We start from the raw sequence: 20,950 nt of genomic DNA on the forward strand, positions 1-20,950 counted from the left end.
ATGAATTTATGACACGCTCAACACACCCATGGCCAATTGAGTTAATCAATTTTATTACTGAGTGTGAACAAGCAAAAAAACTCGATTTAAACGTACAGAACCTACAACTTGGACTTATCGCTGACGGATTAAGTAATAAAAATTATTTATTAAAAAGCCATGATTGTTCATACGTAATTCGAGAGAACTCGCTTCAATCTAATGCCATGTGTGATAGAGAAAACGAAGTGCTTTGCTGGCAAGCCGCTGCAGCACATAAATTGGCGCCAGATCTTATTTGGGTAAACGCTGATAAAAGCTACTACTTGAGTGAATATATTCCTCAACCTGCCAATAAAGTCATTAAAGCAAGCAGCATTTTTAGTTTATTAAATCTCTTACACACATTACCCAAGCCTGATCGTGAGATTACTAGCCAGCGCCAATGGCAAATTTATCAACATCAACTGAATCAACTGGTTTGTGATATCGAACAGCACTCCCAAATAAAGTCAGTTTATGAAACCGAATTTAAACTATGGATGCAATTCGTACAGTTCTTATTTACCAAACAAAAGAGCTTTCGAACATGGACTGACGATGTTATTGCTTCTACGAAAGAGCTCCAATTCAGTCATAGAGATTTGAATCAAGATAACTTGCTGACTAAAGGCGAGAAACTACTTTGTATCGATTTTGAGTACGCTTGTGCAGCAGAACCTGTCTATGACATTACTTCAGTAATTGAATCCAATCACTTCTCCGCATGCGATCAGCAATGGCTATTGAATCAATATTTTGCAAACAATAAGAAAGCTCACCCCGACTCAATGAAAGTGTTTCCCTCTATGCAAAAAATCTATTGGGGATTTTTTTATTATTGGGCCGCAATAATGGCAGGAGAAACTTTGAAACAGTTACTTGAAAAGAGCTGCTCAGATAAACTTGATGATTTTAACCGTTTCCTTAATTATCAACATCAATATGAAAGTAAAATTTAGCGCTATTGGGAAGGTCTCTTGGCTCTTTGAGTCTTCCGCTGAGAAGACTTGTTACTTATTTTAGTCTCTTGAGTAACTTCCTTAGAGTTGATTTTTTTTAAGTCATTCATTACCTCTATTCTTGGTATTTTTGTTTTTCCGATCTGACACTTTGCTGATTTCAAATCAACACCTGGAGCCCAACGTTTTCGGTCTTTTCTGTCTACTGGATAAATGCCTCTTCTTTCAGAATCAAACCACGTTTCATCAGTTTGAGTAGCAGCTGTTGGTTGAGGAAAATCTGAGGGGTGAGGGAAATCTGAAGGGTGAGTTTGTTGACTCTCATGTTTAGCTTGAGTTTTAACGCTTTGCTCTGGATAGGTACTCAATCTTTTTTCTAATTCGCTAATTTTGAACTTTAACGCTTTCAAATAAGAATATAATCCTTCTGGTGTTCTATCAATTTCATTTTCTTCAAACACGGAATATAAATACGTTAAGTCTTGAGTAGTTGAACAAAATTTTTGCATCAACTCTAATGTTAAATACTTATATTTTTGCTTAAAAGCCGCCAGTGTTTCTATGGTCTCAGACTGCTCCTTTACTTTTTCACTCATCTCTTTAATCTTATACTTGAAGCTATTAGTTCTTAACAATAGAGTTTCACCAGCGTTATCTAAAGTTATTTTTAATTCTTTCAACCTCTTCTCAATCTCAATCTTGAAGGCAGCAAGCTCAGACTTAACATGAGTCAATTCAGTTAACGTATCATTTTTAGCGTCAACCTCCGCTTTTAAGGTCTCTTGAGTTCGAGCCAAGGCTTCACTTTGTACTTGTAGCTCTTTTCTTGTTTGAGATAAGTGTTGCTCCGAGTTTTGTAATTGAACTCTAAGACCGTCACAAACCGACTTATTTTTCTTACAAGCTCTGGCAAAATCTACATTATGTTTCTGAAGCTTACGCCCATACTCCGCACTTATGGCTTGCTCATAACTTAAACGTTCGTTATCAGTTTGAAGTGCAAAATTTCTATCGTTGAGGTCCTTGATCAGTTGGGTTTGTAATGCAATTGTCGATAAAAGGGAGCTTTGAGTATCTAGGGTTGAAGGCTCTGTTGAACCTTCTGTAGCATTCTCAATCCAGTGTTTTGATAATGCACCAAATAAATCTTTTGCCATGGACTCCTGTATCCCAGGCGTAACAGGAACACACACGTACATTTGTCCTTGGCTAGTATTGAACGTTTTTAAATTAGGCTGCAACCTTTGAGGAAATGGTTCTTGGTAACTCGTGGACGGTTCTCCCTGAACACACGCCCCTGACTGATTTACTTCTGACAAATTAAAACCTTAGCTTTTCACTCTGATATTCAGGACAAAAAATATCACTGATGCAATAAAAAGACAGTTGCATACCCAATGTAACAATTTATTCAGTTCTGACCTAGTTAATTATGATTCACAAACGGATACTCATTCAATTTGAAGCTAGCACTTCAATCGTCCAGTAATTCATAACCATTTTTTGACCCACATCAAACAACGGCACAATAGTCGTTTTTCTAAGAAGAAAATACTTGAGTGATTTACTCAAGCTTTATATTCTGCGTCTCAAGAATTAATGGCAGCTGCCCTTGCCTTCCTTGCAAAATAAAAGTGAGAAGTAACACTATGACAATTGAACAAAAAGAAACAAACACTGAAGAACTAGCAAAAGAATCGGAAGCACAGACAACTGAGCAGGTAGAAGCTCAAGAAGAGAAAAAAGAGTCGCCAAGCTTCTGTTGCGGTTCTTGCTCATAAGTTTTCGATATACAAAGCGTTAAAAGCCGCCTGAGTTAGCGGCTTTTTTAGACAAAAGCTGTTTAGATTAAGCTCCCTAAACATGACTCTAAAATTAGAATTCATAACTCTTACTACAATTCAATTTTGTCCTTTAATTTGTAAGCCAATGCCTCAAGTTCTAACTTCATCATAAAGACGAATCCTTAATCTCTGATTAAGTTAATGGCAGGTAATTACACCGTTCTTTAGACAGGGCCCAAAGCTGGTCAAAATTCATGTTCTTGCCATGTAAAAAGAATGTCTATACTTACTCTATCAATTCCAATATGAAGTGAATGAGCTTGTGATAAATATCAAAGATAAGCTGTTTCCCAAGAGTTATTTATATTTAATTGTTATCTTTACTCTCGCAAATCTTTCATTTCTTCCAGATGTTAAAGCATATATTAAGCAGCATGATCACAGCGCATTTATGTTTAAATTTGACAATGAACTATTGAGCTTATTTGGTTTTGATTTTTTTACAAACAGCTTGTTATCTATTCACATTTTAACTGCTGTAGTACTAATTTTTTTAATGTCCGTACAAATTTCGATTGCACATTTTAGCTCCCCGAGTCAAAAGATGAGGAAAATACATAAAATAGTGGGTTGGTTAAGTGTGATTTCACTGCCGATATTTTATGTCATTTCTATTATGTCGACATTATTCATCATAAAAACACCATTTAATAAATTTCTATTTTTACTTGTTGGAACTGTTGTACTTTATACATTCATCAGAAGCGTAATTTGTGCCACGAAACATCAATATAAAAGACATGTAGACTTTATATTTGTTGCGCACATTTCCTTATGTGCTGCTGGGTTATATCGATTAGTTTTATTTTGGGTGGCAAAACTAGGGCACGACGTGATGTTCATGAAAGGCATCGAGCCTTTTGATGGAGCCTTAATTGTCACTTATGCAATCGTCATCTCTGCATTACTGTTTGCGTTTTACCAACAAAAATCATTAAAAAGTAACATGAGTTCTTTGACATTAATTATTGGTGGATTATTTGTGGCATTAACAGTGTTACCTTGGGAATTCTGGGGCCATCCAAGCTAAAGTTTAAGTAAAGCCCTGTTAAAGACGAACCTAAGCTTCGCACAACATTACCTTTAACGATGTAAGTACAACATCAAATCATCCAAAACGTCGTACAAATTTTGCCAAAATTAAATCACCCCCTTGTCGAATTCCTGATAGAGTATTTACACAAAAATAACAATTAAGGATAAACATGAACCTCAAAGCAATGGAGAATTATCGGGCTAAATACCGTTCTGAAGTAGGCAAGTTTTATAATGGCTGGGTTCATATGCTATCTGTCGTTATCATTGGTATCGCTTCTATCAGCTACTTCATTTCTCAAATTAATGAACCTAGCTTTATCGAATGGCTAACACTTCCAATAACTATTCTATGTGTTAATTTCGCAGAATACGCTGCACATCGCTGGCTTGGGCATATCCGCACAAAAATTGGTGGTCTATTTTATTCTCGCCATACTGGCGATCATCACAGTTTCTTTGTAGAAAATCATATGCCTTACCAGTCTGTGAGAGACTGGCGTGTCGTGCTTTTCCCTACTTATTTGATATTTGCCTTTTTAATCGGCTTGATATTGCCTATAGGTGCCGCTCTTTATTTTGTTTTTTCATCAAATGTAGCTTTTCTAATGGCTACTGGAGGTATTTTCGGTTATTTATTTTATGAGGTAATGCATTTTAGTTATCACTTACCCAATGGAAGTTTTGTTGAAAAGGTGCCTGTTTGGCGAGAGCTAAGACAACTGCATAATCTGCATCACCGCCGCAGTATCATGGCAAAAGAAAACTTTAATATCACACTACCAATTTTTGATTTTCTGCTAAAAACACTTTATTGGGAGAAGATTAAGCCTCACAAGTAGCCGCAACAAAATAGAAATACATTCATTTGTGTATCGCCCATTACAAATAGCTAAGTTACGTTATAAATGGCTTAGCTTTAACTTTTCTGAACAAAGTTCAATTAACGAATTCAATTTAAGATCAGCTCGTTATACTGCGTAACATTACGATTTAAAAAAAGTACGGAGTTGTTATGCTTGATGATGCTTTAAGTAATCACACAGGTAAGCTTATCCTTAGGCTTGTCTTATCCATTCTTATCATTTTCCATGGTGTGGCTAAAGTCATGCACTCTGGTTCAATGGGATTTATATCTTCAACGCTCACCCAACATGGGCTACCTACCTTTGTAGCTTACGGCGTCTATATTGGTGAGATCGTTGCACCATTAATGATTTTCATTGGCTTTAGAACACGAATAGCAGCGGCCATTGTGGTTGTTAATATGTTCTTTGTACTCGGCCTTGTACATATGAGCCAGCTCTTTTCAGTAGGTGATAGCGGTGGCTACGCCCTAGAGCTCCAATTCTTCTATTTGTTTACAGCGCTGTCTGTTGTCTTTTTGGGCAGCGGTAAGTATGCCTACCAGCCAGACTAACGGCCATATACCCCTGGTCTAAGTAAAGCCATGTAACGCTCTGGATAGTCGATTTGTTTAAAACCAAATTGACTATAGAGTTGATGCGCATCCTGAGTCACTAACATGATTCTTCTCAATCCCTGCAATTCAGGGTGCGATTGAATACAGGTCATCAACCACTTACTTAACCCCTTCCCTCGATGCGTTGGCAAAATGAAGACATCAGCAAGATAAGCAAACGTCGCCTTATCAGTGACTAACCGAGCAAAACCAACTTGAATGCCAGCCTCGAAGACACCAAAACACAATGAATTTTGAATTGATTTTTCTACGGTGCTTTTTGGAATATTTTGACTCCAATAAGCGTCAGTTGATAGGAATTGGTGGATGATACTGATGTCCATCTCTTCGATATTTGTGGTGATCTTAAAATCACCTTCAGTCCATTGCATTTATTACCCTTAACGCTCCATTAAATACGCATCGTCGCCATAGCTAGAATCTAAACACTTTTCACTTAAAGTAAAACCTTGCTTTAACCAAAATGCCTTTGAAGATTGAACTGACACAAGCATCATTTTACTTGACTGATGGGCTGTCGCAACTCGCATAAATTGCTTGAGCATTTGTGTCGCAATGCCTTTGCCTGGCACTGCAACAGCTAAGTCATGCAAGAAAATATAGTCACCAACACTGTTGTCCGGTAATAATTGATTTAGTCTGGGAGGTGTAAGTTGATTCCAACGGTGTCCTAAAAGGTAGGCTTCGATATCACCTTGCTCATTTTCGAAAACAAAACAGCAGTCAGGAGACTGCTGCCACTTACTTTGCAATACGAGCAAAGACTCAAGCAATGGATCTCCATAAACTTGGGCTTGTATGCTTACGATACTTGGCCAATCGGAGTCAGTAATCTGTCGGACGCTCATTTATCCCACATAAACTCTCTAAAGTGAGTACGACAAACAGATTCGTAACTTTCGTTACCGCCAATGGCAACTTGCTCGCCTTCTTTCATTACTTTACCGTCACCGTCGAGGCGAACAACCATATTGGCTTTACGACCACAGTGGCAAATGGTTTTTAATTCTACTAACTTGTCAGCCCACGCTAATAAGTAGTTACTGCCAAGGAACAATTCTCCTTGGAAATCAGTACGCAAACCATAGCATAAAACAGGAATATTCATGTTATCAACGACGTGAGTGAGCTGCTTCACTTGCACTTTTGATAAGAACTGACTTTCATCAACCAACACACAATGAATATCTTGAGACTCCATCGCATCAACAACAAGATTCACTAAATTCGTTTCTGAAGAAAAAATGCTAGCTTCTGTTTCTAAGCCAATACGAGAAGCAACTTTTCCGACACCATAGCGGTTGTCAATGGCAGCAGTAAGTACTAACGTGTTCATCCCTCTTTCACGGTAGTTATATGATGACTGAAGCAATGAAGTAGATTTGCCTGCGTTCATTGCAGAGTAATAGAAATACAGCTGAGCCACGGTTCGATTCCCTTTGTTTTTATAGTTGAGCAATGATATCAACAAAGTGAATGTTAATACCATTGCCAAAATAGAAAAGACTATCTAAGTAACCGACCATAAGCCTTCTAACATTTTGATTTTCATCTTTAGCGCATTACTGCGTTGCTACTTTAGTTACATAGCTATTGCTATGCGCCCTTCGTTGCGCCTTGTACTACACTAAATCTGAATACCAAAATTCTGAAGAAACTTATCATCAGCTACTTCGTTTTTTGAATTTTAAGATAGATAAAGACAACAACAAATAACGCTGTGCATGTTAAGAACCCAGATAATACCGATTGAGTAAAACCAAGCACTAAATAACCACAAAGACTGATAAATGCGACAATTAATGCATAGGGTAATTGAGTGACGACATGATCGATATGATGGCAGCTGGCACCTGTTGAGGACAAAATGGTTGTATCAGAAATAGGTGAGCAATGATCACCGAACACCGCACCCGCAAGTACAGCGGAAAGCATAGGTAACATCATCGTTGAATTACTGCCCATTGCCATATCCGCAGCAATTGGCAACATAATCCCAAATGTACCCCAACTGGTTCCAGTTGAAAAAGCGGTGATACCGGCCAATGCAAACATCACAGCAGGAAGCAGCTCAACAGGTATTGACCCCATAGCAATATGAGCCAAGTATTTACCCGTTTCTAATTGACCAATCACCTCTGCAATGGTCCATGCGAAAAGTAAAATGTATATAGCAGGCAACATGGATTTAGCACCGTGGGTCAGTGCATTTGATATCTCAGAAAATGACAGCTTTTGCTTTAAAGCCAAGCCAAAAGTTGTTATCAAACCTAATAATGCACCAAGCACCAACGATAGGCTTACATCCGTCTTTTCAAAGGCTTTAATCACACTAAACTCAATAGATTCTTTTTCAAGTGTTTGAGCACCCGTAAAAATCATAAAGAACAGTGTCGCTGCTACTAAGGTAATAATCGGCAAAAATAAACCTGATACAGAGCCATCATTAGCTTCGGGCAAGTCAGCAAGGCTTCCAGGAGGTTGCCCTTTTTTCTCGTCGAACAGTTCACCCTTTTGTGCGTTGCGCTCATGTTTACGCATCGGACCAATATCAAAAGTAAAAATCGCAACACTCAACAATAGTAATAGCGAGAAAATGGCATAGAAATTCATAGGGATCATTTCAACAAATGTCCCTAGATAACTCGAATTTGTCATGCCATGAGTTGCTAAAATACTGCCAATTAAAGCAATAATATATGCACCCCAACTTGATACTGGCGAGATGACGCAAATTGGTGCCGCAGTAGAATCAAGCAAATAGGCCAGTTTAGCTCGTGAAACGTGATACCTGTCCGTTAATGGTCGTGCGACAGAACCAACGACTAATGAGTTGAAATAATCATCGATGAAAATGATGACACCTAAAGCCATGGTGAGTAGCTTGGCGTGGCGTTTACTTTTGATTCTGGTTCTCGCCCATTGAGCAAAAGCTTTAGCACTTCCACTGACCGTAATTATTGCGGTAATAGAACCCAGTAATATTAAAAATATTAATATATATAAGTTCCAAGTATTGATGGCACCATCAACCCAGAACAATTCAGAGACAGCATTCACTAAATAAGAGGCGGTATTTATAAACTCAAATTTTGTGAGCAATAAACTACCGATAACAATGCCAGCGCCGAGCGATATAAGTACTCGCCTTGTAATAATCGCTAATACGATAGCCAAAAATGGCGGTATTACCGAAAACGCCGAATCAGAATAAGAAAATACATTCATAATGTATGAGGTTGCATAAAAAGTTAGCCGAACATTCAAACACAAAAGGCTCTAAGTTTACTATCCTAGAGCCTTTTAGCGTGATTAAGATCACTGATTTATATGCAATGTAATTTGATAGTTAATTAACTTAACTTTTCTGTCAACTCAGGTAGAGCCTTAAATAAATCAGCTTCTAGACCATAATCAGCGACTTGGAAAATCGGCGCTTCAGGATCTTTGTTAATAGCTACAATGACTTTAGAGTCTTTCATACCCGCTAAATGTTGTATCGCACCAGAGATACCAACAGCAATGTATAAGTCAGGTGCAACAATTTTACCTGTTTGACCCACTTGCATATCGTTCGGAACAAAACCTGCATCCACTGCGGCACGCGATGCACCAACAGCGGCGCCTAATTTGTCAGCTAATTGCTCTAGAATCGCAAAGTTCTCACCACTGCCCATGCCTCGTCCACCAGAAATGATGACACCGGCACTGCCAAGTTCAGGGCGCTCAGACTTAGTCAGTTCTTGAGATACAAATTCAGTCGTTGCGGTTTCAGAATTTGAAAGCGTAACAATTTCTGCATTACCTTCGTTACCTGCAGCTTCAAAAGCACTGACGCGAACAGTCATTACTTTTTTCGCATCATGACTTTGTACGGTTGCCATTGCATTACCTGCGTACACGGGACGTACAAATGTATCGGCTGAAACCACTTCAATGACTTCAGAAATTTGCGCAACGTCTAACAACGCAGCAACACGAGGAAGTACGTCTTTACCTGTTGTAGACGCAGGGGCCAAAATGTAGTCGTAGTCTGAAGCAACATCTAAAAGCACTTTCGATACATTTTGTGCAAGCTGTGCTGAATACTCTGTCGAATCGACAACAAGAACCTTACTGACACCTGTTAATGCTTTTGCTGAATCTGCTACAGCACCACACTCGTGACCAACCACTATTACTGTGATATCTCCACCAATCGCTTGTGCTGCTGAAACCGTCTTAGCCGTATCAAGCTTTAGGTTGGCATTATCGTGTTCTGCTAATACTAAAATTGCCATTTAGATCACCTTCGCTTCGTTTTGTAGTTTTTCGACTAATTCATCAACAGATGAAACCATAATACCCGCTTCACGTGCGGCTGGAGGCGTCACTTTCAATACAGTTTGATGCTCTTTTAGCTCGATGCCCAAATCATCAATAGACATCACCTCTAGTGGCTTACGCTTAGCTTTCATAATATCAGGCAATTTAGCGTAGCGAGGTTCATTCAAACGTAAATCTGTAGTGATCACAGCAGGAAGCGGCATCGCTAATGTTTGAAGACCACCATCAACTTCACGAGTTACCACGGCTTTACCGTTTTCGATTTTTACTTCAGAGGCAAACGTTGCTTGTGGCATATCCGTTAATGCTGCGAACATTTGACCCGTTTGATTGTTATCACCATCAATCGATTGCTTACCAAACAGCACGATATCTGCATTTTCTTGAGCTTGTATTGATTTTAAAATTTTCGCCAATGAAAGTGGTACTAACTCTTTATCAGTATCAACTTGAATACCTCGGTCTGCACCCAGTGCCATTGCAGTTCTCATTTGCTCTTGAACCACTTTAGGGCCAATGCTTACAACAACAACCTCAGAAACAACGCCAGCTTCTTTCAATCGGACAGCTTCTTCAACTGCAATTTCACAAAACGGGTTGATTGCCATTTTCAGGTTTGCTGTATCCACTTTCGTGTTATCAGCATTTACCCTGACCTTTACATTGGCATCGACGACGCGCTTCACTGGTACCAATACTTTCATAGGGCTTCCTTTATTAAAGCTTAAGGGTATTTTGAGAGTGACTCTTGACTATCAACACACCAAAATACAATTAGTCATAGTGTTATTGCGCATCACTTTATAACTTGTTGACGTTTACGTCAACTAACACCCAATGAATACTCAGATCATCTGACCTGCTAAAAGGAAAGGCACCTCCGAAGTCGAAAATTGAGAATTTATCTGCTTTGTTAAGGATTGCGATTTGTGCATCAATAAGTCGAGGTAATTGATTGAAGGTAATCATTTACCAATTAATTAAGAAAAGTAAATTTAAGTAAGGTTAGTTGATACTTATAAATATTGATTTAATTATTTATTTCACATTTTTTAAGTTTTAAATACTTTTTTACTATTTAAAATTATCAATAATTCTGAAACTATTTTTATCAATTAAATAAGCACATTAGTATTTGCTAAAATATAAATTACAACATATTATATATTTTGATAAATTTATAACCTTAGTTTTCAACTTAAATTAAATATAAAAGCGGAACTGACAATATGAGCGACTTTTTAGAAATTTTAACCCATGGACGCCGTTTTAAAGCTGCCGTAAAAGATTTATCTATTGAAGAGCTTGAAGATTTAGCAACTAAACTAGATAAAATTATTGTAGAGCGTAAAGAGCTCGCTGAATTAGAATCAAAAGCAAACGCAGAGCGTGATGCAAAAATTGAAGCTATTCGTAAGCAAATGGAAGAAATCGGCCTTTCAGTTGACGATTTAGGTGATGTAAAGTCAGCGCCTAAAAAACGTGCTCCCCGTCCACCTAAATACGAAATCACTGTTGATGGTGAGACTATTCGTTGGACAGGTCAAGGTCGCATGCCAACCGTATTTAAAAGTGAAGTTGATAGCGGTAAATCTTTAGATGACTTTTTAATACAAGAATAATTTCACTCTTCCTTAAAAAAGGCCCAATATTATTGGGCCTTTTTTAATGTCTGACTCAAAAGTAACCTTTGATCAAAAATGGTTACAAAAAAACCTTCTATTAACACTTAGCTATCTAGTATGCTAGGTCTTCCCCTAATCAACTCTCACACGGAACAATGATAAATAAAAGCAAAGTGATTACCACAATTGCAGGCGCTACGCTCGTTTCAGCCAATTTTGCCTATGCCAGTGTGCCAATTGTAAAACCCAATAATAAACTCACCGCCTATACCCATGCCACTATTTATGTTGCTCCGAACAAGCAGTTAAAAAATGCAACATTATTAGTTGAAAACAACCGTGTAAAAGCCGTTATAAAGAATAATGACGTACCCACTGACGCTTTTACCGTTGATCTTACTGGCTATACTATTTATCCAGGGTTTATCGATCCGATTTCAGAATACTCAATTAACTATAAATACCCAGAAAATAAAGATAAGAAGCCAATTTACGACATTAAACGAATTGGTGGTAATGCTGAAAACTCAGCCATTCATTCAGAAATGGAATGGTACTCAGTTGTTGAGCCTGAAACTAAAAAAGCAAAAGCTTGGATTAAAAATGGCTTTACTAGTGTTCAGTCTGCAAAACTGGACGGTATAATTCAGGGCCGAGGCGTTTCAGTTTCATTATCTAATAATATTGCTAATGAAATTATTTATAACGCTCGAACCAATCAATTTATGTCATTTAATAAAGGCAGTTCTAAACAAGATTACCCAGCATCATTAATGGGTTCGATTGCTTTATTAAGACAAACGCTTTCGGATGCGAATTGGTACAACGCTAATTATTCAAAATCTGGAACAGTAAGTTCACCAAATAATATTGAATTCAATGCTGCATTAGAAAAGTTAAATAACCTTGATAAGCAAAAAATTATATTCGAGACAAAGAACTTAAACAGTCAATTACGTGCTGCTAGATTACTTTCAGAATTTGAATTATCGCCAATACAAGTTGCAACAGGTAAAGAATATAGCCGAATTGATGAAGTAAAAGCATTAAACTATTCATTAGTTCTTCCTTTGAACTTTCCTAAAGCACCAAGTGTTACTGATGCAGACGCCGCTACAGAAGTGAGCCTCGCAGATTTAAGGCATTGGGAACGCGCACCATCAAATCCTGCTGCCCTTGAAAAATCGGACGTTCAGTTTGCTTTCACTATGAAAGGGATTCAAAACAAAGACTTTTGGCCACAGCTGAAGAAAGCGATTAATGCAGGATTATCGAAAGAAGCCGCTCTTGCCGCATTAACGACTAATGCCGCAGAAATCGCTCAAATTGATGACATTGCGGGTCAACTTAAACCTGGGTATATGGCCGACTTTGTCATTACCAAAGGTGATATTTTTGAAGATGGCAAAATTTACAGTGTATTTACTCAAGGCCAAGAGCATAAGTTTGCTGATCGTAACAAAGGTCAAGTTGTTGGTGAGTATCAACTACAAATCAATCAACTCGATTTTAGCCTTGAAGTTGAACAAGCAAAAAAATTACAGGCCGACCTTACTATTGGTGAAAAACAAGTTCCATTGAAAAATGTAAAGTTCAAAGGTGGTCGACTTACTTTCACTGCAGACTTAAAAGACGCAGGTTATACAGGCACTAACCGCTTTGTGCTTTGGCTCGATGATAATGAACTGAGCGGTCGTATGGAAACAGCCGCTGGTGAAGTCGTTAACGTAGCAGCAGCTCGAACTGGTGATGCGACTGAACCAAAAGCAAAAGATAATAAAGTAACAAAAGCCGCTGAATACATCAGTAATCTGACTCATCCAAATGTAGGATATGGTTTGTCTGCATTACCTAAATCAGAAAACCTACATATTAAAAACGCAACGGTTTGGACTTCTGAAAAAGATGGTGTTCTTAAAAATACTGACATCATCATTGCAGACGGTAAGATTGATGAGATTGGCCAATCGCTCTCCACACCTCGTGGTTATAAAGTCATTGATGGTACAGATAAGCACGTAACAGCCGGTATTATTGATGAACATTCACACATTGCTATCAATGGTGGCGTAAACGAAGGCACATATTCTGTTACTTCCGAAGTTCGTATCGGTGATGTGGTCAACCCTGATGATGTTTCTATTTACCGTGCACTTGCAGGCGGTGTTACCAGTGCCCAGCTACTACATGGCAGTGCAAACCCAATTGGCGGTCAAGCCCAATACATCAAGATGAAATGGGGTGAAACGGCTGAGAACCTGAAATTTGATAAAGCGCAAGCCAGTATTAAATTCGCTCTAGGTGAAAACGTTAAACAAACTCACTGGGGGGACAAATATAGTCGTCGTTTCCCTAAAAGCCGTATGGGTGTTGATACGCTATTCAGACAAACCTTCGATGCAGCACAAGAGTATCAAGCTGAAAAAGCACAATATGATGACTTACGTCGCAGCTCGAAGCGCAAAGTCGTTGCCCCAAGAATTGATTACCGTTTAGAAGCAGTTTCAGAGATTTTAAATGACAAGCGTGATATCCATATTCACTCTTATATTGGCTCTGAAATCTTAATGTTCTTAGAAGTTGCTAAGGCTTACGACTTTAAAGTTAAAACCTTTACTCATGTACTTGAAGGCTACAAAGTTGCTGAGGAACTCGCCGAGCACGGCGCTGGAGCTTCAACGTTCTCAGATTGGTGGGCTTATAAATTTGAAGTTTATGATGCCATTCCACAAAACACCTGCTTAATGAACAATAAAGATGTAGTGACTTCAATCAATTCTGATGATTATTCAATGCAACGTCGCTTAAACCAAGAGGCAGCTAAATCAATCCTTTATTGTGATATGAGTGAAGCTGATGCTTGGAAGATGGTAACCATCAATCCAGCAATACAGTTAGGTGTTGAAAAGTACGTTGGTTCAATCAAAGAAGGCAAAATGGCTGACATCGTTTTATGGAGCGACAAACCATTGTCTGTCTATGCAAAAGCTGAAAAAGTTTGGGTTGAAGGCGCACGTTACTTCGATAAAGAGCAAGATTTAAAAGCTCAAAAACAAGTTGCGGCAGAAAGACAAGCCTTGATGCAAAAGGTTCTAAACAGTGGTCAAAAAGCGAAGCAAGGTGTTCCGTTTATTCCGAAGAAAGAACCTGAATGGCATTGTGAAACCGTTTACCACGCTTGGGGTGAACACAGCCAGCATAGCCATTAAGGAGGCAATACAATGAAAAATACAATTAAATTTACTGCTGCTATTGCCCTACTTTCTGGTTTAAACATCAGCAGCACAATGGCGAATGATATCGTTCCAGCAAAACCTGAAACACAAGCAATGGTATTTACCAATGCCACGATTCATACCGCTAAAGATGGCGTTATTAATAATGGTCAGCTGCGTGTTGATAATGGAAAAATTATTAACGTTGCTGAACAAGTCGATACTACCAATGCTAAGGTAATAGATCTTGCGGGTAAGCATATTTACCCGGGGTTGATCGCACTCGATACGAGCCTTGGTTTAGTTGAGATATCACTTGTGCGTGAAACTGTCGACAAGTTTGAAATCGGAGATGTAAACCCGCAGCTTAATCCAAAAACGGCTTATAATGCTGACTCAGAAATTATCCCAACGGTTCGTTATAACGGTATCACCTACGCTCAAGTCGTGCCGTCAGGTACGGGGATTGCGGGTCAATCTATCGTTGTAAATATGGATGCTTGGAATGTGAATGACGCAATTGTTAAGTCTGATCATCAAATGCATTTGTACTGGCCTTCAATCAGATGGCGTTCTTCTAATCCAAAAACCTTGAAGAAGCAGCAAGAGCAAGTACAAAAACGCACTAAAAAAGTGTGGCAAGCCTTTGAAGATGGTTACCGTTTTTACTTAGCAAGCAAAGCAGGTAAAAAACCTCAAGGCGACCAAAAGCTAGCTTCAATGTTACCGCTTTATAAAGGTGAAGGTCAGCTTTTTGTGCACGCTCAGAAGCAAGAGCAAATTGAGCAAGCTATTGCCCTCGCCCGTAAATACAATTTCGAACTTGTTATTGTTGGTGGTTATGACGCATGGCGTGTAGCTCCAAGCTTAAATGAAATAAAAGCTAAGGTTATCTACAACCACACGCTTGGTTTGCCTTTACGTCGTGATGAACCTGTTGAACAAGCTTACAAAGTACCGGCATTACTAAAACAAGCAGGTGTACCATTTGCACTAGGCTTCTCAGCAGATTGGGATGCAAGAAACCTGTCTTTCGCAGCAGGGCAAGCTGTAGCTTATGGTTTAACTAAAGAAGAGGCACTTAAAGCCATTACTTCAGACGCAGCGAAAATATTAAAACTCGATAATATTGGCGCAATCGCAAAGGGTTACCAAGCAAGCTTCTTGATTTCAAGCGGTGATATTCTTGACCCAGCGACGGCAAAAATTGAATCACTTTATATTGATGGTCGAAAAGTCGACTTAAATAACCGACATAACCAGCTTTATCAGAAATATTTAAAGCGTTAGAATCATAAGGGCTGGAATTCCAGCCCTTTTTTATGGGAATAAAATAATGAAAAACGCACTTTTGATCTTCGCTGGAATATTACTTTCTGGTTGCTCTGGCTCTTATTCGTTTCACAGCAATTTAGACAAAGACAATTTTAAAGAATATTTCAAAGCGGGTGATGTAAAGGTTTTCCACACAAATTCTTTGCCAACTAAAGCTTACAAATCTTTAGGGTTAGTCACAGGTGAAGCTTGCCAATTATCGAGTAGCGACAAAATTGCAACCGAGTCAGATGCTCGCACCGCGACAAGAAAAAAAGCCGCAGACTTAGGTGCTAATGGTGTAATAATTCGAAGCTGTGCATCCCTTAATGAATCCAATGCGTGTTTATCTCATGTGCTTTGTAGTGGCCAGGCTATTAAATTAGATGAATAGTTTTACCCAGCAAATAGAAGCCGTTGGTTTTTGTCGCACGCCATTTAAACAAAAATTCGGTATACCAAGACAGCCTGGTTTAGTTGAAGCTAAAGGTTTCATTGAACTTAGCGGTCAATATAACCACTCAGATTTTATTGAGGGAATCGAGCAATACTCTCACCTTTGGTTACTGTTCAGTTTTCATGAAAATTTAACTCAAGGGTTTAAAGCAAAAGTTCGCCCGCCTCGCCTTGGCGGCAACGAAAAAATGGGCGTCTTCGCGACACGCTCTACGTTCCGCCCTAATGGAATCGGTCAATCAGTAGTTAAACTGGAAAGAGTCGTTAAAGAAAACAATCAAGTTAAACTTGAGATCTCTGGAATGGACTTGCTTGATGGCACGCCTGTTTTGGATATTAAACCCTACATCCCCTATTCTGACTCCATAGAAGAAGCTAACGGCGGAATTGCTCAGGAAGAACCAAAGTTAAAGATTGTTGAATTCACCAATAAAGCCGAAGTACAATTACAAGCCTTTGACGATCATACAAAGCTCAAAACCCTCATTCAACAAGTGCTTGCGCAAGATCCTCGCCCTGCCTACAAACAAACTAAACACGACGATAAACTGTACTTTATTAGCCTTTACGATTTGAATATTCAATGGCATGTTCAACAAAATACGATTGTTGTATCTCAAATAGAACCAATAAATTAAGCCGAAATGAGCAATATCGATTACCAAACTCAACATAAAAAACGTCTGTCTTACATGCCATGGCTGTACTTCAAGTTAAAAGACAAACAAAAAAAATGGGCCTTACCTTGGCAGCAACAAATTCAGCAAGAGCTTTCTATGCTAGAGACTGTAACCATAGGTCAAAACTGTTTTATCGCTCCTGAGGCTAACCTATTTGCAGAGCCAAATCGCAATATCATTATCGGTGATCACTGCATGATTGCCGCTGACAGCTTTATTCACGGTCCAATTAAGATAGGCAATGAAGTTGCTATCAATCATGGCTGCTCAATTGATGGAGGTAAAATTGGGATTGAAATTGGCGACCGAACTCGTATCGCCAATAACGTAACCATTTATGCTTTCAATCACGGAATGGCACCAGACGCTCCTATCTATCAGCAAGCCGTAACGTCAAGCGGTGTCAAAATTGGTATCGATGTGTGGATAGGTGCTCAAGCGGGTATTGTCGACGGTGTAACCATAGGCAATCAAGCCGTCATTGGCATGGGCTCTATTGTCACCAAAGACGTTCCTGATTTTGCCATAGTTGCAGGAAATCCTGCTCGTGTAATCGGAGAGAGAAGAGATAAAGCAACTATTTCTTGAATAAGCAGTTGTTCAGCATTAACAAAATTGTGCAGCTGAGCTAGAATACTTGCCATTCAAATTTTTATCTGGACTAGGGTCATGCGAGTTAGCAAATACCTGCTATCAACACAAAAAGAAACCCCTGCAAATGCAGAAGTAATCAGCCACCAGCTTATGTTACGTGCTGGTCTTATCCGTGCCAACGCCTCAGGCTTGTACAGCTGGTTACCGACAGGCTTAAAAGTATTGCGAAAAGTTGAAGCCATCGTTCGTGACGAGATGGAAAAAGCTGGTGCATGCGAAATTTTAATGCCGATGGTGCAACCGGGTGATTTGTGGCAAGAAAGTGGCCGCTGGGAAGAATATGGCCCTGAATTACTACGTATTACTGACCGTCATAACCGTGACTTCGTGTTAGGTCCTACTCACGAAGAAATCATCACGGATATCATCCGTAAAGAAGTCAGCTCTTATAAGCAACTTCCTTTAAGTATTTATCAAATTCAAACTAAGTTCCGTGACGAAGTTCGTCCACGATTTGGTGTGATGCGTGCACGTGAATTCTTGATGAAAGACGCTTACTCTTTCCATTTAGATCAAGAGACAATGGATAGTACTTATCACACAATGCACTCAGCATATGGCAATATTCTGTCTCGTATTGGTTTGGAGTTCCGTCCGGTTCTGGCTGACTCAGGCTCTATCGGTGGCAATATGTCACACGAATTCCATGTTTTAGCACAAAGCGGTGAAGATTTGATCGCTTACTCTTCAACAGGTGAGTATGCTGCAAACATTGAGCGTGCCGAAGCACTTAAGCCAACAGAAGCACGCGCAGCAGCAACTCAAGAAATGAGCTTAATTGACACGCCTAATGCAAAAACCATTGCTGAGCTCGTTGAGCAGTTTGATTTAGACATCACTAAAACGGTTAAAACGCTTATTGTTAAAGGGGCGACAGAAGAGGCACCATTAGTAGCGTTAATCGTTCGTGGTGATCATGAGCTGAACGAGATCAAAGCTGATAAAATTGATGCTGTCGCGTCGCCATTAACTTTTGCCTCTGACGAAGAAATTCGTGCCGCTATTGGCGCAGGTCCTGGTTCATTAGGTCCAGTCAAACTCGACATGCCAATTGTTGTTGACCACAGTGTTGCTGTAATGAGTGATTTCGCTGCTGGTGCAAACGTTGATGACAAACATTATTTTGGCATCAACTGGGAGCGTGACCTACCAGAAGCTCAAGCTGCAGATATCCGTAATGTAGTTGAAGGTGAAGCCACACCTGACGGCGGCACTTACGCCTTTGCTCGTGGTATCGAAGTGGGTCATATTTTCCAATTGGGTACTAAGTATTCTGAAGCGATGAACGCTACCGTTTTGAATGAACAAGGTAAAGCTCAAGTATTACTCATGGGTTGTTATGGTGTTGGTGTAAGTCGTATTGTGGCTTCAGCTATTGAGCAAAACCACGATGACCGTGGCATCATCTGGCCGGATGCAATTGCTCCTTTCAAACTTGGCATCCTGCCAATGAACATGCATAAATCTCCACGAGTTAAAGAACTTGCAGAGAAACTGTATCAAGATTGCCAAGAACTTGGTTTAGAAGTGATGTTCGATGACCGTAAAGAGCGCCCAGGCGTTATGTTTGCGGATATGGAGCTCGTTGGTGTGCCTCACACTATCGTTATTGGTGATCGTAACATCGATAACGGCGTACTTGAGTACAAGAATCGTAAGACTGGTGAGAAACAAGATATCCCGATGGATGGGTTGTTAGACTTTATTAAGTCTTTGTAATTCTTATTACTCAACTGTATTACTGAGCGGATTAATCAGAAATGGTTAACTCGCTTAGTTTTTAATCTCGACCATCACACTAAGTAGTAAAAGTTAAACCATAGTAGAAGCCGCGTTCCTTTCAATCCCACACATGGCAAGTACTCACACTTTATAAACTATCTTTAACCTCGAATGAATAACAAGGCTGCTAAAATAATTTCAAAGCCCACTACCGTCGTGAAGAATAGTATGTCACTAGCAGTATCAGGTCGTCTCTATTGGAACCCCGATACCCGTAAGGTATTTATTCTCGATGAAATGGCAGTTAAATCAGTATTACCAGATCTTGAGGTGGGGCAGACAAAAGAGGTAAAACTCGAGTTTTATAATTATAAAAGTAAACGTTCTGAAGTCAGAACTTATCGTGTAACTCGCAAAGATGCCGAAACGTTTGACTTTAATCGAGTAGGAGGAGTTCGAAGTTTTCTCAACGTGCTAAATATCTTCAAGATCCGAAGCACTCAATCAAAAGCAATTGGTAAGTTTTTTAATGAAGATACAACCGTTGCGGAAAGACTCCCTGGCTTCGTAAATAAAAACCAAACTTGCTTTATGAACGCAGCATTAAAGCAAATCATAATAGACAACCCGCAAAAGATAACAGATCAAGTAATTGAATATACCAAAAACAAGCCTAAAGCCCACAAAAATCTCGCCATTGCTTTTGCTCGATTATCTGATGCATGCCATGCTTTCAAGCATGGACAATTAACTAAAAAAGATGTCGATCGTCTTTTTGATACATTTTATAAAGAGCTTAAAGCCTTTGCTAAACAAGACCCTAATTCTGCGAGTGACAAGAACGATCAGGATTTTATTAAATGTATGAAGAGAATGTTTATTACACAAGCAAATCGACAACATGACCCAAACGAGTTCGGGCAGCTTATTTACCACATAACGGGCTTACGTGATAAGGATAATGAACTCCGTATGTGCCGAAGAATGGTACGTCAATCAAACCCAAACGAAATTGATTACAAAACAGACAACAATCCGCCTACTTACTATCCAATAGAACTGAAAGGTGAAGGCACTTTAGTAGATAAATTTTCTCATGAGTCTAGTGATACCTATAACAGAACAGATCCAGCCTGGGGAGACACAAGTAGATTTAGTCGTATTGGCTGTAATAATCCAGCTGCACTCACTACAATCAGGCTACAAGCAACAGTGACCGGCATGGATGATTATGGAGAGGCTGTTAAACGCACTTCAGAAGCAAGAGCACTCATTCCAGAACAAGATGTGTTCGAACTTGACCTGTTCAATAATACAACTAAAGAAGTTGCAAAATGCAAATTCAAAATTAAAGCTTTGGTAGTACATTCAGGCAGTGGTTCCAAAAGTGGACACTATTATACTCTGGAAAGAGGGGTGAACGACTCTTGGATTAAACATAATGATAATCAAGTTACGCATCTTAAAACAGGGTTACAAGATCATTTTAGTCGAAACAAAACAGCCGTTCCTCATTTAATTACCTTAGAGCGGGTGTGAAATTAAATTTCTGTTTTCTGAGCTCGAGAATTACTTATTTTTAGCTACTCCCTGTTGGCCGTCGACAACTTAAATAT

The 20,950-nt window shown here is 39.2% G+C and carries 20 protein-coding genes; 13 read left to right on the forward strand and 7 right to left on the reverse strand.

What is annotated here, in order from left to right; genetic code table 11:
- The first annotated feature begins 8 nt into the window (after positions 1 to 8).
- Positions 9 to 980 (forward strand): phosphotransferase, encoded by a 972-nt coding sequence (locus tag AC1EU2_RS00845; RefSeq protein WP_480296101.1) that lies wholly within the window; start codon positions 9 to 11, stop codon positions 978 to 980.
- A gap of 2 nt (positions 981 to 982) precedes the next feature.
- Here AC1EU2_RS00845 and AC1EU2_RS00850 read toward each other — a convergent pair whose 3' ends face one another.
- On the reverse strand, positions 983 to 2,299 hold the full coding sequence (locus AC1EU2_RS00850) for a hypothetical protein (protein ID WP_480296102.1): 1,317 nt from the start codon (positions 2,297 to 2,299) through the stop codon (positions 983 to 985).
- 330 nt (positions 2,300 to 2,629) lie between these two features.
- Between AC1EU2_RS00850 and AC1EU2_RS00855 the strand changes: the two genes are divergently transcribed.
- The 4 genes from AC1EU2_RS00855 to AC1EU2_RS00870 all read left to right on the forward strand — a co-directional run bounded on the left by AC1EU2_RS00855 (position 2,630) and on the right by AC1EU2_RS00870 (position 5,279).
- Entirely contained in the window at positions 2,630 to 2,761 is a 132-nt protein-coding gene (locus AC1EU2_RS00855) for a hypothetical protein (protein WP_480296103.1), read from the forward strand.
- 607 nt (positions 2,762 to 3,368) lie between these two features.
- Positions 3,369 to 3,854: a hypothetical protein gene (locus AC1EU2_RS00860; protein WP_480296104.1), complete on the forward strand. Its 486-nt coding sequence runs from the start codon at positions 3,369 to 3,371 to the stop codon at positions 3,852 to 3,854.
- A 175-nt stretch (positions 3,855 to 4,029) separates the two neighbouring features.
- Positions 4,030 to 4,701, forward strand: a complete 672-nt coding sequence (locus AC1EU2_RS00865; RefSeq protein WP_480296105.1) for a sterol desaturase family protein — start codon at positions 4,030 to 4,032, stop codon at positions 4,699 to 4,701.
- A gap of 173 nt (positions 4,702 to 4,874) precedes the next feature.
- Positions 4,875 to 5,279, forward strand: coding sequence for a DoxX family protein (locus AC1EU2_RS00870; RefSeq protein ID WP_480296106.1), 405 nt, complete (start codon positions 4,875 to 4,877; stop codon positions 5,277 to 5,279).
- Here AC1EU2_RS00870 and AC1EU2_RS00875 read toward each other — a convergent pair.
- The 6 genes from AC1EU2_RS00875 to AC1EU2_RS00900 all read right to left on the reverse strand — a co-directional run bounded on the left by AC1EU2_RS00875 (position 5,276) and on the right by AC1EU2_RS00900 (position 10,372).
- Positions 5,276 to 5,713: a GNAT family N-acetyltransferase gene (locus AC1EU2_RS00875; RefSeq protein ID WP_480296107.1), complete on the reverse strand. Its 438-nt coding sequence runs from the start codon at positions 5,711 to 5,713 to the stop codon at positions 5,276 to 5,278. The two genes, AC1EU2_RS00870 and AC1EU2_RS00875, sit on opposite strands and share 4 nt — an antisense overlap.
- A 9-nt stretch (positions 5,714 to 5,722) precedes the next feature.
- On the reverse strand, positions 5,723 to 6,190 hold the full coding sequence (locus AC1EU2_RS00880; RefSeq protein WP_480296108.1) for a GNAT family N-acetyltransferase: 468 nt from the start codon (positions 6,188 to 6,190) through the stop codon (positions 5,723 to 5,725).
- Positions 6,187 to 6,768, reverse strand: a complete 582-nt coding sequence (locus AC1EU2_RS00885; protein ID WP_129947102.1) for a thymidine kinase — start codon at positions 6,766 to 6,768, stop codon at positions 6,187 to 6,189. Before AC1EU2_RS00885 ends, AC1EU2_RS00880 begins: the two co-directional genes overlap by 4 nt.
- A gap of 242 nt (positions 6,769 to 7,010) precedes the next feature.
- Positions 7,011 to 8,570: a Na+/H+ antiporter NhaC family protein gene (locus AC1EU2_RS00890; protein WP_480296109.1), complete on the reverse strand. Its 1,560-nt coding sequence runs from the start codon at positions 8,568 to 8,570 to the stop codon at positions 7,011 to 7,013.
- A gap of 125 nt (positions 8,571 to 8,695) precedes the next feature.
- The gene (locus tag AC1EU2_RS00895; RefSeq protein WP_480296110.1) at positions 8,696 to 9,622 is read right to left on the reverse strand and encodes an electron transfer flavoprotein subunit alpha/FixB family protein; all 927 of its coding nucleotides are present in this window, start codon (positions 9,620 to 9,622) and stop codon (positions 8,696 to 8,698) included.
- Positions 9,623 to 10,372, reverse strand: a complete 750-nt coding sequence (locus AC1EU2_RS00900) for an electron transfer flavoprotein subunit beta/FixA family protein (protein ID WP_480296111.1) — start codon at positions 10,370 to 10,372, stop codon at positions 9,623 to 9,625.
- 525 nt (positions 10,373 to 10,897) lie between these two features.
- Here AC1EU2_RS00900 and AC1EU2_RS00905 point away from each other — a divergent pair.
- From AC1EU2_RS00905 to AC1EU2_RS00940, 8 genes are all read left to right on the forward strand, one after another.
- Positions 10,898 to 11,290: an H-NS histone family protein gene (locus AC1EU2_RS00905; RefSeq protein WP_204998946.1), complete on the forward strand. Its 393-nt coding sequence runs from the start codon at positions 10,898 to 10,900 to the stop codon at positions 11,288 to 11,290.
- A 158-nt stretch (positions 11,291 to 11,448) separates the two neighbouring features.
- Positions 11,449 to 14,502 (forward strand): amidohydrolase family protein, encoded by a 3,054-nt coding sequence (locus AC1EU2_RS00910; RefSeq protein WP_480296112.1) that lies wholly within the window; start codon positions 11,449 to 11,451, stop codon positions 14,500 to 14,502.
- A 12-nt stretch (positions 14,503 to 14,514) separates the two neighbouring features.
- Positions 14,515 to 15,798 (forward strand): amidohydrolase family protein, encoded by a 1,284-nt coding sequence (locus AC1EU2_RS00915; RefSeq protein ID WP_480296113.1) that lies wholly within the window; start codon positions 14,515 to 14,517, stop codon positions 15,796 to 15,798.
- Between the two features lie 46 nt (positions 15,799 to 15,844).
- Entirely contained in the window at positions 15,845 to 16,216 is a 372-nt protein-coding gene (rcsF, locus tag AC1EU2_RS00920) for an Rcs stress response system protein RcsF (RefSeq protein WP_480296114.1), read from the forward strand.
- On the forward strand, positions 16,209 to 16,916 hold the full coding sequence (gene tsaA / locus AC1EU2_RS00925) for a tRNA (N6-threonylcarbamoyladenosine(37)-N6)-methyltransferase TrmO (protein ID WP_480296115.1): 708 nt from the start codon (positions 16,209 to 16,211) through the stop codon (positions 16,914 to 16,916). The genes rcsF and tsaA overlap by 8 nt, the downstream gene beginning before the upstream one ends.
- Before the next feature lie 6 nt (positions 16,917 to 16,922).
- Positions 16,923 to 17,546: a DapH/DapD/GlmU-related protein gene (locus AC1EU2_RS00930; RefSeq protein WP_480296116.1), complete on the forward strand. Its 624-nt coding sequence runs from the start codon at positions 16,923 to 16,925 to the stop codon at positions 17,544 to 17,546.
- 81 nt (positions 17,547 to 17,627) lie between these two features.
- Positions 17,628 to 19,331 carry a proline--tRNA ligase gene (locus tag AC1EU2_RS00935; protein ID WP_480296117.1) on the forward strand — a complete coding sequence of 568 codons (1,704 nt, stop codon included), beginning with the start codon at positions 17,628 to 17,630 and terminating at the stop codon, positions 19,329 to 19,331.
- Between the two features lie 231 nt (positions 19,332 to 19,562).
- Entirely contained in the window at positions 19,563 to 20,873 is a 1,311-nt protein-coding gene (locus AC1EU2_RS00940) for a hypothetical protein (protein ID WP_480296118.1), read from the forward strand.
- Positions 20,874 to 20,950: the final 77 nt, after the last annotated feature.

It is taken from the genome of Parashewanella sp. 2304DJ23-3 (assembly GCF_056591695.1).